General features: G+C 71.2%; 11 protein-coding genes. 4 read left to right on the forward strand and 7 right to left on the reverse strand.

Going from position 1 to position 12,756, the window contains the following annotated elements; all coding sequences use genetic code 11:
* Positions 1–40 precede the first annotated feature (40 nt).
* The 4 genes from CS0771_RS39350 to prfB form a co-directional block, all read right to left on the reverse strand.
* A complete protein-coding gene (locus CS0771_RS39350) occupies positions 41–1,282 on the reverse strand; it encodes a M23 family metallopeptidase (RefSeq protein ID WP_212839535.1) in 1,242 nt (413 codons plus the stop codon).
* A gap of 148 nt (positions 1,283–1,430) precedes the next feature.
* On the reverse strand, positions 1,431–2,306 hold the full coding sequence (gene ftsX / locus CS0771_RS02055) for a permease-like cell division protein FtsX (protein ID WP_212839536.1): 876 nt from the start codon (positions 2,304–2,306) through the stop codon (positions 1,431–1,433).
* A 66-nt stretch (positions 2,307–2,372) separates the two neighbouring features.
* The gene (ftsE, locus tag CS0771_RS02060) at positions 2,373–3,053 is read right to left on the reverse strand and encodes a cell division ATP-binding protein FtsE (RefSeq protein ID WP_203753450.1); all 681 of its coding nucleotides are present in this window, start codon (positions 3,051–3,053) and stop codon (positions 2,373–2,375) included.
* 213 nt (positions 3,054–3,266) lie between these two features.
* Positions 3,267–4,382, reverse strand: a complete 1,116-nt coding sequence (prfB, locus tag CS0771_RS02065) for a peptide chain release factor 2 (protein ID WP_256442785.1) — start codon at positions 4,380–4,382, stop codon at positions 3,267–3,269.
* A 112-nt stretch (positions 4,383–4,494) separates the two neighbouring features.
* On the opposite strand from prfB, the gene CS0771_RS02070 reads away from it, so the two are divergent.
* The 3 genes from CS0771_RS02070 to CS0771_RS02080 all read left to right on the forward strand — a co-directional run bounded on the left by CS0771_RS02070 (position 4,495) and on the right by CS0771_RS02080 (position 8,075).
* Positions 4,495–5,688 carry an ROK family transcriptional regulator gene (locus CS0771_RS02070; protein ID WP_212839537.1) on the forward strand — a complete coding sequence of 398 codons (1,194 nt, stop codon included), beginning with the start codon at positions 4,495–4,497 and terminating at the stop codon, positions 5,686–5,688.
* A gap of 85 nt (positions 5,689–5,773) precedes the next feature.
* Positions 5,774–7,033: a 6-phospho-beta-glucosidase gene (locus CS0771_RS02075; RefSeq protein ID WP_212839538.1), complete on the forward strand. Its 1,260-nt coding sequence runs from the start codon at positions 5,774–5,776 to the stop codon at positions 7,031–7,033.
* 43 nt (positions 7,034–7,076) lie between these two features.
* Positions 7,077–8,075: an N-acetylglucosamine kinase gene (locus tag CS0771_RS02080; RefSeq protein WP_212839539.1), complete on the forward strand. Its 999-nt coding sequence runs from the start codon at positions 7,077–7,079 to the stop codon at positions 8,073–8,075.
* A 10-nt stretch (positions 8,076–8,085) separates the two neighbouring features.
* On the opposite strand, the gene CS0771_RS02085 is transcribed toward CS0771_RS02080, so the two are convergent.
* The 3 genes from CS0771_RS02085 to pruA all read right to left on the reverse strand — a co-directional run bounded on the left by CS0771_RS02085 (position 8,086) and on the right by pruA (position 11,469).
* On the reverse strand, positions 8,086–8,601 hold the full coding sequence (locus CS0771_RS02085; protein WP_203753441.1) for a PadR family transcriptional regulator: 516 nt from the start codon (positions 8,599–8,601) through the stop codon (positions 8,086–8,088).
* A 361-nt stretch (positions 8,602–8,962) separates the two neighbouring features.
* The gene (locus tag CS0771_RS02090; protein WP_244870548.1) at positions 8,963–9,745 is read right to left on the reverse strand and encodes a tryptophan 2,3-dioxygenase; all 783 of its coding nucleotides are present in this window, start codon (positions 9,743–9,745) and stop codon (positions 8,963–8,965) included.
* A 77-nt stretch (positions 9,746–9,822) separates the two neighbouring features.
* On the reverse strand, positions 9,823–11,469 hold the full coding sequence (gene pruA / locus CS0771_RS02095) for an L-glutamate gamma-semialdehyde dehydrogenase (RefSeq protein ID WP_212839540.1): 1,647 nt from the start codon (positions 11,467–11,469) through the stop codon (positions 9,823–9,825).
* Between the two features lie 290 nt (positions 11,470–11,759).
* Here pruA and CS0771_RS02100 point away from each other — a divergent pair, with 290 nt between their 5' ends.
* Positions 11,760–12,704 (forward strand): hypothetical protein, encoded by a 945-nt coding sequence (locus tag CS0771_RS02100; RefSeq protein ID WP_212839541.1) that lies wholly within the window; start codon positions 11,760–11,762, stop codon positions 12,702–12,704.
* The last annotated feature ends 52 nt before the right edge of the window (positions 12,705–12,756 follow it).

Genomic DNA, 12,756 nt, shown 5'->3' on the forward strand with positions numbered 1-12,756 from the left:
CCCCGGGTCCCGCATCGCGATCGAGATAGACGTCGCGGGTCTAACAGAGGCAGCCCGGCAGCCAGTCCAGGGGCTGGACGGGGGTGCCGTTGCGGCGGACCTCGAAGTGCAGGTGGTAGCCGGTGGAGGCGCCGGTGGTGCCGACCCGGCCGATGAGCTGGCCGCCGCGCACCTTGTCGCCGTTCTTCACCAGGATCTTGGACTGGTGGGCGTAGCAGGTGGAGATCACCTTGCCGCCGGAGCGGCCGTGCGTGACGCACGTGTAGTTGCCGTACCCGCCGAGCCAGCCGGCGCTGCTGACGGTGCCGCCGGCCGCCGCGTAGATCGGCTGGCCGCCGCCGGCCGCGATGTCGACCCCGGCGTGCAGCTGCCACACCCCGTAGTAGGGGTCGAAGCGGTTGCCGAAGTCGCTGGACTTCCAGCCCTTGGTCGGCATCAGGAACTTGGCTCCGGGCCGCAGCACCGGCACCCACTTGCCGTACTGCTCCTCCCAGACTCGCAGCTCCTGCGCGATGCGCTCGCTCTGCTCCTTGACCTCCGCATAGCGGCGCTTGACGTCCTCCTTCTCCTCGCGCGCCGCGGCCAGCGCCTTCTCCCGGCGCTCGGTGAGCGCGACGAGATCCCGCTGTGCCCGCTCGGCGTCCTTGCGGGCCTGCTCGGCGGCGAGCAGCGCGGCGCGGGCGGCGCGGGCCGCGTCGTCGGCCTCGCGCCGGATCAGCTCGGCCGCGCTGGTCACCTCCTTGGCCTCGCGGCGGGCGGTGACGTAGCCGTCGATGGCCTGGCGGCGGATCTGGCCGAGCTGGCTGATGTAGCTGCTGCGGTCGAGCAGCTCCTTGGGCCGGGTGGCGGCCAGCAGCGTGTTGAGCTCGGCGAGCCCGGCCCCGTGCAGGGTGGCGACGGCGAAGCGGGCCATCCGCTCGCGTCCCTCGGCGACCTGGCGTACGGCGGCCTGGTAGCGCTGGTCGGTGACGGCCCAGGCGGCGGTGGCCTTGTCGGCGCGGCGCTGGGCGGTGGCGGCCTTGGTCTCGGCGACGGTGACGGCGGCCCGGGTCGTGACGATGCGCTGCTGCGCGGCGGGCATGGCCTGCTCGGCCTGGGACAGCTCGGCGGCGGCCGTGCGGGCCTTCGCCGAGACGGCTTCCAGCAGCGCGCCGGTCTTGGCCAGCTCGGCGTCGATGCGCTTCTTGTCCTGCTTGACGTCGTCGGGCGCGGCCTGTGCGGGCAGGCCGGCCGCGAGCACGGTCAGCAGGACCACCACCAGGTGTACGAGTTGCCGGCGCACGGGACCTCCTGCGGCTCGCCTGTCCCGATCACCCTACTGCCGACATACAGCCTTATTCTACCCAAACCCGACATCAACCATGATCGGCGCAGAAAAGTGACGGCCCGCCCCTGAGCAGGGACGGGCCGTCGCGCACGGGGTGCCGCGACTAGACGCGGATGTAGAAGCGCAGCGTGATCCAGCCGGTGACGGCCGCGACCAGCGAGCCGATACCCGCCAGCACCGGCAGCATCAGGTTGACGTTGCCCCAGCTGACCGGCAGCAGCAGGTCCGTCAGCGCGGCCAGCTTCTGGTCGATCAGCACGACCTTGCCGATGACCAGCATCACCCACGCCAGGATCGAGCCGAGCAGCGCGGCGAAGACCGCCTCCAGCACGAACGGCGCCTGGATGAACCAGTTCGACGCGCCGACCAGCTTCATGACCGCGACCTCGCGGCGCTTGCTGTACGCCGCGACCTGGATGGTGTTGGCGACCAGCAGCAGCGCGGCGATGCCCATGGCGCCGGCGACGACCAGCGACAGGTTCTGCACCGAGCCGAGGATGTCGAAGATCTTCTGGAGCAGCTTCTGCTGGTCCACGACGGTGTCGACGCCCTCGAGGTCGGCGTACGCGCCGCGGATCTGCTCGAACTGCTGCGGGTCCTTCAGCGCGACCCGGAACGACTCGGGCAGCTCGGTCGGGCCGATGGCGCTGACCAGGTCGGGGGCGTCCCGGAACTGGTTCTTGAAGTTCTCGTACGCCATCTCCTGGGTCTCGTAGATGACGCTCTTCACCTTGTCGTCGGCGTCGAGCTGCGACTTGATCGCGGACCGCTGCTCGTCGTTGATCGACTTGTCCAGGTAGATCGAGACCTCGACCTGCTCGTAGTAGTGCCCCTTCATCTCGTTGACCTGCAGGTACATCAGCAGGCTCGCACCGAGCATGGAGAGTGACACGATCATGGTGATGATCATGGCTACGGTCATCGTGACGTTGCGCCACAGCCCGACCAGCACTTCGGCCAGGACATACTTCGCACGCATCGGGGGGAATCCTCCGGGGAGACGGTCAGGTCGTCAGGACTTGGGGGCTCAGGGGTCGGTTACGGCTCAGCCGTAGACGCCACGGGCCTGGTCGCGGACGATCCGGCCGCCCTCGATCTCGATGACGCGGCGGCGCATCTGGTTCACGATGTTCGAGTCGTGGGTGACCATGACGACGGTCGTGCCGGTCCGGTTGATCCGGTCCAGCAGGCGCATGATCTCGATGGAGGTGTCGGGGTCGAGGTTACCCGTGGGCTCGTCCGCCAGCAGGATCAGCGGCCGGTTCACGAACGCGCGCGCCACCGCGACACGCTGCTGCTCGCCACCGGAGAGCTCGTGCGGGTAGCGGTGCTCCTTGCCACCCAGGCCGACCAGCTCCAGCACCTCGGGCACGACCCGGCGGGCGACCGCCTTGGACTTGCCGATGACCTCGAGCGCGAACGCGACGTTCTCGTATGCCGTCTTGTTCGGCAGCAGGCGGAAGTCCTGGAAGACGCAGCCGATGGAGCGGCGGAAGCTGGGAATCTTCCACGACCGCAGCGAGCTGATCTCCTTGTTGTTCACGAAGACCTTGCCCTTGCTGGGCTTGATCTCGTGCAGCATCAGCTTGACGATGCTGGACTTGCCTGAGCCGGACGGACCGATGAAGAAGACGAAATCGCCCTTCTCGATCGAGACCGACACGTCGTCCAGTGAGGGCCGGGACGCCTTCGGGTAGGTCTTGGTCACGTGCTCAAGTCGAATCACGGCGGAGAGTCTACGCGGTGTCGCGGATTCGCCAAGCCCGCAGGGGTTGAGATGACGGTATTGCCGCGAATGTTCCTAGAAAATTCGGTGACCACACCGTGATCAACTTTCACGGACAGTAGTCATCTCACCCGCCAGGGCGATGCCATCCACCGACAGGACGACGCCCCCGCCACGGATGGGGCGAGGGCGTCACGACCGGCGGCCGGACGGCTACGCGGCGGCCTCGAGCTGCTGCTGCTTGCGCCAGCGGATGCCGGCCTCGACGAAGCTGTCGATCTCGCCGTCGAAGACCGCGTTCGGGTTGCCCGTCTCGAACTCGGTGCGCAGATCCTTGACCATCTGGTACGGGTGCAGCACGTACGAGCGCATCTGGTCGCCCCACGAACCGGCCGCGTCCGTCTTCAGGCCCTCCAGCTTGGCCCGCTCCTCCTGGCGCTTGCGCTCCAGGAGGCGCGCCTGGAGCACCCGCAGCGCGGACGCCTTGTTCTGCAGCTGCGACTTCTCGTTCTGGCAGGACACCACGATGCCGGTCGGGATGTGCGTGATGCGCACCGCCGAGTCGGTGGTGTTGACGCTCTGGCCGCCGGGGCCGCTGGAGCGGAAGACGTCGACCCGCATCTCGTTCTCAGGGATGTCGATGTGGTCGGTCTGCTCCACCACCGGCAGCACCTCGACGCCCGCGAAGCTGGTCTGGCGGCGGCCCTGGTTGTCGAACGGGCTGATGCGGACCAGGCGGTGCGTGCCGGACTCGACCGACAGCGTGCCGTAGGCGTACGGCGCCTTCACCGCGAAGGTCGCCGACTTCAGGCCCGCCTCCTCGGCGTACGAGGTGTCGTAGACCTCGGTCGTGTAGCCGTGCCGCTCGGCCCAGCGCAGGTACATGCGCAGCAGCATCTCGGCGAAGTCCGCGGCGTCCACGCCGCCCGCACCGGCCCGGATGGCGACCAGCGCCTCGCGGGAGTCGTACTCGCCGGAGAGCAGGGTGCGCACCTCCAGCTCGTCGATCGCCTTGGCCAGATCGGCCAGCTCGGCCGACACCTCCGCCATGGAGGACGCGTCGCCCTCGGCCTCGGCCAGCTCCAGCAGCACTCCGGCGTCGTCGATCCGTCCGCGCAGCTTCGTGAGCTTGTTGATCTCGCTGCTGACATACGACAGCCTGGAGGTGACCTCCTGCGCCTTGGCCTGGTCGTCCCACAGGTCGGGAGCCGAGGCGGCCTGCTCCAGCTGCTCCTTGTCGCGGCGCAGCCGGGACAGGTCGAGCACGGTCTCGATGTTGCGCATGGTCGCGTCGAGGGACTTGAGCTGATCGGCGTAGTCGGCAGTCACACAACCAGACTAGTGGTAACGGCGACCGACTTACCGGGGCGGCACCCTGACTTGACAGCCGGGCCGGTCCGCCACAATAGTTAATCTACTTTCCTATTATGGAGGAGAACGCGTGGCACGGCTCGCCGGATCGTCCAAGCTGCTCCGGGCCATGAACGAGAGCGCGACCATGGCGCTGCTCATCGACCGGGGCACGCTCACCCGCGGGGAACTGCGGGAGCTGACCGGGCTGTCCAAGCCCACCACGTCCGACGTGCTGCGCACGCTGACGGAGGCGGGGCTGGCCACGGTCGTCGGCCACACCAGCGGCGGGCCGGGTCCCAACGCGGAGGTGTACGCGGTCAACCCGGCGGCGGCACTGGTGGTGGCCGTCTCGGTACGGGACGTGTCCGAGACACTACACGCCCCGTTCGACGCCGCCCTGTGCGATCTGACCGGCGCCGTGCTGGCCCGCGCGGAGTATCCGGCCGACCCGGCCGCGGGCGACCCGGTCGCCACCGTGCGCGCGATCATCGCCGACCTGCGCGAGCGCGCCGGCATCCAGGCCGAGCGGCTCACCCACCTGCAACTCGGCGTGCCCGGCTCGTACGACCCCGGCACCGGCACGATCCGGCACATCGACGTCGCGGGCTGGAGCCGGCCGGGCCTGGTCCCCGAGCTGGCCGCGGCGCTGGACGTCACGGTCGACGCCGACAACGACGTCAACCTGGCCGCCATCGCCGAGCGCCACCGCGGGGTCGCCGCGGGCTCCGGCAGCTTCGCCCTGCTCTGGCTCGGCGCGGGCCTGGGCTGCGCCATCGACCTCGGCACCTCGCTGCTGCGCGGCGCCACCGGCGGGGCCGGCGAGATCGGCTACGTGCCGGTCGGGCTGGCCGCCCCCGGCCAGCCCCGGGATCTGCAGGGCCTGGCGGGCGGCCCGGCCGTGGCGGCGCTCGCGGCGACGTACGGCTTCCGCGGGGCCACCGCCGAGGAGATGATCGCCGAGGCGGTGGCCCGGGCGGGCGATCCGGAGGCGGACGCCTTCCTCAGCGCGCTGGCCGACCGCATCGCGGTGGTGCTGGCCGTGGTCGCCGCGCTGGTGGACCCGCCGCTGGTGGTGCTGGCCGGGGAGCTGGCCCAGGCCGGCGGGCAGGTGCTGCGTGACCTGGTCACCGAGGCCTTCCACCGCAACACCCCGCTGCGCACCCCGGTCGAGGTGACCTCGCTCACCGACGACGCGGTGCTGCTCGGCGCCATGGACGCGGGCCTGCGCTCGGTGCGCGAGTCCCTGATCGACTCGCTGCGTTACGCGCTGACCCCCGCCTGACCACCGCGTGACCCCCGAGGAGCCCGCCGCAGCCGCGCCGCCGGGCGGGCTCCACGTACCGAGAGCACCGACAGAGAGAGCACCGATGAAGATCGCAGTCGTGGGTGGCGGTTCCACCTACACCCCCGAGCTGGTGGACGGGTTCGCCCGGCTCGCCGGCAGCCTGGACGTCACCGAGCTGTGCCTGATCGACCCGGCCGGGCCGCGGCTGGACGTGATCGGGCCGTACGCCCGGCGGCTGCTGGCGCACCACGGCCACCCCGGCACGCTGACCTGGACCACCGACCTCGACGCGGGCCTGACCGACGCCTCCGTGGTGGTGGTGCAGCTGCGGATCGGCGGGCAGGCGGCCCGGATCAGCGACGAGACGTTCCCGCTGGAGTGCGGTTGCGTGGGGCAGGAGACCACCGGCGCGGGCGGGCTGGCCAAGGCGCTGCGCACGGTGCCGGTGGTGCTGGACGTGGCCGAGCGGGCGGCGCGGCTGGCCGCGCCCGGCGCCTGGATCGTCGACTTCACCAACCCGGTCGGCATCGTCACCCGGGCGCTGCTCGACGCGGGCCACCGCGCGGTCGGCCTGTGCAATGTGGCCATCGGCTTCCAGCGCCGGTTCGCCGCGCTGCTCGGCGTCGACCCCGGCGCGGTCACCCTCGACCACGTCGGGCTGAACCACCTCACCTGGGAGCGCGCCGCGTACGTCGACGGCGTCGACCGGCTGCCCGAGCTGCTCGCCGGGCACCTGGACGCGCTGGCCGGCCAGGTGCAGCTGCCCCGCGAGGTGCTGACCCTGCTCGGCGCGGTCCCGTCCTACTACCTGCGCTACTTCTACTCCCACGACCTGGTGGTGCGCGAGGAGCGCGACGCGCCCACCCGCGGCCAGAAGGTGGCCGAGATCGAGGAGAAGCTGCTGGCGATGTACGCCGACCCGGCCCTGACCACCAAGCCGGAGCTGCTCGGCCAGCGCGGCGGCGCGTTCTACTCCGAGGCGGCGGTCGGGCTGATCACCTCCCTGGTCGCCGGGGACGGCGCGGTGCACGCGGTGAACCTGCGCAACGACGGCCACCTGCCGTTCCTGCCCGACGAGGCGGTGATCGAGGTCAGCGCCCGGGTGGACCGCGACGGCGCGGCACCGGTCGCGGCCGCGCCGGTCGGCCCCGAGCTGTCCGGCCTGATCGCCGGTGTCGCGGCGTACGAGGAGCTGGCGGTGCGGGCCGCGGTGCACGGCGGGCGCGACCGCGTCTACGCCGCGCTGCTGGCGCACCCGCTGGTCGGCCAGCACGAATACGCTGCCTCGCTCACGGACGGCCTGCTGGCCGCCAACGCCGCGCACCTGCCCTGGGCCCGGTGAGCGGCGTGCGTGAAGTGACGGGATCCCGCGGCGAGGAGAAGGCATGAGCCCGGCTGAACTGTTCCTGGCGATCGACGGCGGCAACTCCAAAACCGACGTGGTGCTCGCCGACTCGGCGGGCCGGGTGCACGGATACGTGCGCGGGCCCGGCTCCTGCCCACAGGTGATCGGCCTGGACACCGCCGTCGCGCTGCTGGACCGGCTGGTCGGCGCGGCGCTGCGGCAGGCCGAGATGCCCCGGTCCGTGCCGATCGAGCGCGCCGAGGTCTACCTGTCCGGTCTCGACCTGCCCGAGGAGGTCGACGCGGCGGCCAAGGCCGTCGCCGGGACCGGCTGGGCCGAGTCGTACCGGCTCGACAACGACACCTTCGCGCTGCTGCGGGCGGGCACGGACAGCCCCGACGCGGTCGCCGTGGTGTGCGGGGCGGGCATCAACTGCGTGGGCCGCGCCGCGGACGGGCGCACCGCCCGGTTCCCGGCGCTGGGCCCCATCTCCGGGGACTGGGGCGGCGGGCTGCACCTGGCCTCGATGGCGATGTGGCACGCGGCGCGGGCCGAGGACGGCCGCGGCCCGGCCACGGCGCTCGCCCCGGCGGTCGCCGCGCACTTCGGGCAGGCCCGGGTCGCCGACGTGATCACCGGGCTGCACCTGGGCAGCCTGAGCCAGGACCGGATGATCGAGCTGAGCGAGGTGCTGTTCGCCGTCGCCGGGCAGCAGGACGAGGTCGCCCGGCGCGTGGTGGCGCGACAGGCGACCGAGATCACGGCCTTGGTGACGGTCGCCGCGGACCGGCTAGGGCTGAGCGGAACGCCCTATGCCGTGGTCCTCGGCGGTGGTGTGCTGCGCGCCCGGCATCCGCTGCTGGAAGATGCCGTGTACGCGGGGGTGAAGGCCCACTCGTCGAGGGCCCGGCTGACCGTGCTCGCACAGCCGCCGGTGGTGGGAGCGGGCCTGTTCGCACTGGACGCGCTGGGCGCGACGGCTGCCGCCGCGGCCGCGCTGCGTTCCGCGCTGGAGGAGGGGCGACCGCACCTCGCCTAGCGCCGAGCGCTCACTTGGCGATGGCCGTCTTCAGCCAGTTCAGCGCGGCCTTGTGGTAGGCGACGGCGAACTCCAGCCCGGCGGCGGTGAAGTCGTCGCCTTCCTTCTTGGCCTCCTTGGCCTGCTCGCGGGCCTCCGCGAGCGCCTCCGAGTGGTGCGAGTTGGCGCTGTTGAGCAAGGTGTCGAACTGGTTGGTCGCGTGCGTGGATCCGAACGCGACGCGCAGCGCGTACGGGTTGCGCACCAGCTCGCGGCCGGGTTCCTCGTTCAGCCAGCGGGCGAAGGCGCGCTTGCCGGACGCGGTGATCGCGTACGGCTGGCTCGCCCGCGGGCCGGGCTTGCCGAGCTTGACGTAGCCGAGCTCGGCCAGGACCGGCAGTTCGCGGTAGACCTGGGACCGGGTCATCGACCAGTACGGGCTGAGCCGGCGCTCGGCCGCGGCCATCAGCTGACCGCCCGTCATGGGCCCATCGTGCAGCAGACCGAGCACGGCTGCTGCGGTAGCGTTGATTCCTACCTCTGCCATGACTCAACGCTGCCACTTCAACAGCCTTCTGTCCAGGATATCCGCCCATCCACAGTGCACATTCCGCGCCGGACAGTCCGGTCCCGACTGTCTGATCAGACAGGAATATGTCCGTTTCATGCCCGGGAAGGCCTGGGTGACGGGATAGCACAAACCGCCCGATATCCCCCTCCCCGGCGTGTCGCCCCATTCCTCCCTTCCGGCGCGACACGATCTTGCGCCGCTCAACACCCATCGGCGCCACAAAAGGGACAAAATCTCTGCCCGAGGGAGGATGATCGTTGCTTCGGGTCCGAACCTCGCGTCCAACCACACCTATCGACATGAGATGGCGATCACACCTCCGCCCGGCCCGCCGCGCTCAGAGGACGGCCCGCAGGTGCCAGAGGGCCGGGTAGAACCGCGCCTCGAGCCGCGACCGCAGGTAAGGGCTGCCCGCGGAGCCGCCGGTGCCGGTCTTGGTGCCGATCTGGCGCTCGGCCATCAGCACGTGCCGGGCCCGCCACAGTGCGCACGCCTGGTCGTGGGCGAGCAGCGCCTCGGCGAGGTCCCACAGCACGCCGTGGCGCTCCCGGTCGTGCGCGATCGCGACCAGGGAGGCGGTCAGCGCGTCGGCTGGCTCGGTCGCGAAGCCTTGCGCCTGGAGCAGCGCCAGGTAGCCGTCCCACAGCGTCGGCTCGGCCAGCCGGCGCCGCAGCCGCTGCTCCTCGCCCCGCTCCAGCCCGCGCAGCCGGTCCAGGAAGGCCGGGTCCTTGAGCCCCGAGATGAACTCGATCTCCCGGAACTGGGCCGACTGGAAACCCGACGCCGGGGCCAGCACGGTGCGGAAGGCGAGGAAGTCCTGCGGCGTCATCGTGTCGATCACGTCCACCTGCTGCACCAGCAGCTGCTCCACCACGTGGCAGCGCTCCAGCCGGACCCGGGGCAGGTAGCCCTCCCCCGCCAGCATCCGGTCCCGGGCATCCTCCAGCTCGTGCAGCAGCAGCTTGAACCACAGCTCGTATGCCTGATGGATGGTGATGAACAGCAGCTCGTCGTGCGCCTCGGGTCCGGCCATCCGCACCTGCTGCGCGAGCAGCTGCGGCACCCGCAGGTAGCTGCCGTACGTCAGCCGCCCGCCTTCCTCACCGAAACTGCGCCCCACCCCGTACCCCCCGCAAAATGATCTAGGAGTGGCGGCCCGGAAACGGGGCCACCACTCCTAGACCGAGGCAGGAGGGGCTACGGACGCGGGTGGTCGGTGTCCATGTGCGGGTAGCGGTGGTCCGTCGGCGGGACGAACGTCTCCTTGATGGTCCGCGGCGACATCCAGCGGATCAGGTTGTGCCACGAGCCGGCCTTGTCGTTGGTGCCGGAGGCCCGGCCGCCGCCGAAGGGCTGCTGGCCGACGACGGCACCGGTCGGCTTGTCGTTGAGGTAGAAGTTCCCGGCCGCGAAGCGCAGCTGGTGGCTCATCCACTCCAGCGCCCGCCGGTCCTGCGCGAAGATCGCACCGGTCAGCGCGTACGGCGCGACGCCCTCGGCCTGCTTGACCACGGACTCGAAGTCGGCGTCGTCGAACACGTGCACGGCCAGGATCGGCCCGAAGTACTCCGTGGTGAAGACCTCGTTGGCCGGGTCGGAGCAGACGATCACGGTCGGCGAGACGAAGAAGCCCTCGCTGTCGTCCACGGTCCCGCCCGCGACGATCTCGCAGGCCTCCGACGCCTTCGCCTTCTCGATCGCGGCCGACAGCCGGGCGAACGAGCGGCCGTCGATCACCGCGCCGCCGAAGTTGCGGAAGTCGGTGACGTCGCCGTAGGTCAGCGACTCGGTGTCGGCGACCAGCTGGTCGCGCACGCCCGACTCCCACAGCGAGCGCGGCACGTACGCCCGCGACGCGGCGGAGCACTTCTGCCCCTGGTACTCGAAGGCGCCCCGGACCATCGCGGTGACCAGCGCGGCCGGATCGGCCGACATGTGCGCCACGATGAAGTCCTTGCCGCCCGTCTCGCCCACGATGCGCGGGTAGGAGCGGTAGCCGGCGATGTTGTCGCCGACCTGCTTCCACAGGTGCTGGAAGACCTTGGTCGAGCCGGTGAAGTGGATGCCGGCCAGGTCCGGGTCGGCCAGGGCGACCTCGGAGACGGCCAGGCCGTCGCCGGTGACCATGTTGATCACACCCGGCGGCAGGCCCGCCTCCTCGAACAGCCGCATCACGAAGTGCGCCGAGAACTGCTGCGTGTGGGCCGGCTTCCAGACCACGGTGTTGCCCATGAGCGCCGGGGTGGCCGGCAGGTTGCCCGCGATCGCGGTGAAGTTGAACGGCGTGATCGCGTAGACGAAGCCCTCCAGCGGGCGGTGGTCGAAGCGGTTCCACACGCCGGGCGACGAGACCGGCTGCTCGGCCAGCAGCCTGCGGCCGAACTGCACGTTGAAGCGCAGGAAGTCGATCAGCTCGCAGGCCGAGTCGATCTCCGCCTGCTGCACCGTCTTCGACTGGCCCAGCATGGTGGCGCCGTTGAGGGTGTCCCGCCACGGCCCGGCGAGCAGATCCGCGGCCTTCAGGAAGATCGCGGCCCGGTCGTCGAACGACATATCACGCCAAAGTGGGGCCGCTTTCTTCGCGGCCGTCACCGCCGCCACCGCATCGGCGTTGGTGGCATTGTGGGTGACTCCCAGCACATGCGAGTGCTTGTGCGGCTGGACGACGTCGATCGCGTCGCCGCCACCCATACGTTGCTGCCCGTCGATGGTCATCGTCAGGTCGAGGCGCTCGGCGGCCAGTTCGCCCAGCCGCTTCTGCAGCCGGGCGCGTTCGGGGGTCCCCGGCGCGTAGGTGTGCACCGGCTCGTTGCGGGGTTCGGGCACCTGGGATACGGCGTCCATCGACGGCTCCTCCGATCGGAAGGTACGGCAACGTTCTTTGTATACAAGTACGCAAAGTACCGCCAGGCGTCCCCACGGGTGCGGACATGTGATCCGTTCAACCCTCGGCGCAGCACCGGCGGGCCAGTCCCACCGGTCCAGACTACCCACCCTTCCGGCATGGCTAGGCTAGGTCGACCGAGCACCCCGACCCAGCCTCGCGAGCCGCTCAGGCCCTCACGACACGGGGCCGTCCCGACGGTGCGCACCGCGCCGCCGCCAGGCCCACTGTCGCCCCACAGGAGACCACGATGACCGAGCCAGCGACCGCCACCTCCGCCCAGCAGCGCACCGCCGGACCAGGTGCGCCCGACGGAGCGCACCGCCCCTCCCCGACCGGATGGCTCGCCTTCTCGGCGCTCGCCTGGCTGCTGGTCGCCCTGCTCTTCTACCGGACCGCGTTCACCGGCGCCGAGGGCGACTACAACCTGGTGCTGGCGTCGCTGCTGCTGCCGCTGGTGGTGCAGGCCAGCCTGGTCGCCGGGGCGGCCGTCGGGCTGTGGTCGACGCTGGCGCTGGGCCGCCGCAGACAGTGGGCCGACCGTGGCGCCGGGCGCTGGGCGGTCGGCATCGCCGCCGGCCTGCTCACCGGCGCCGTGGCCAGCGGCGCGGTGCTGCTGGCGTACGGCATGTCGGCGCGTGCGGTGGGCGTGGTCGCCATCGCCATGGGCGCCTCCGGCGCGCTCGGCGGGGCGCTCGGCGCCGTCCGCCCCGCCCGCATCCTCGCCGCCGGGCTGACCGGGGCGCTGGCCGTGCTGGTCTTCCTCAACGTGATGGCGCTGTTCTCCACACCGCTGCTGGACGCCTTCGGCGGCGGCGACACCGCGGCCGACCGGTACGAGGCCAACGGCCTGCTCGCCGGATCGCTCGCCGTCATCGCCGGGCTGATCGCCGGGTTCCTCGCCTACACCCGGCTCCGCCGCGCCGCCAAGCGGGCCGGGGACAGCCCGTCCTGGCCGGTCTACCTGGCCGCCGGCGCCGCCGCCGGGATCATGCTGAGCGTGGCGGAGCTCGCCGTGCGCCTCGGCGTCGCCCAGCTGCTCGCCCTGGCCAGCGCCGACATCACCGCCGACGCGGAGATCCTGGACTTCATCGCCGCCTCGCGGCGCAACACCGGCCTGGTGGTGCTGTTCGTCGGCGCGATCACCGCGATCATCGCGTACGGCCGCAGCCTGCCCAAGCCCACCCGCGACTGACAAAAGGAAGGGCGCCTTCTACCTCGAAAAGCGAGCTGAGCTGCTGCTCATC

The organism is Catellatospora sp. IY07-71, from assembly GCF_018326265.1.
GTDB lineage: Bacteria > Actinomycetota > Actinomycetes > Mycobacteriales > Micromonosporaceae > Catellatospora.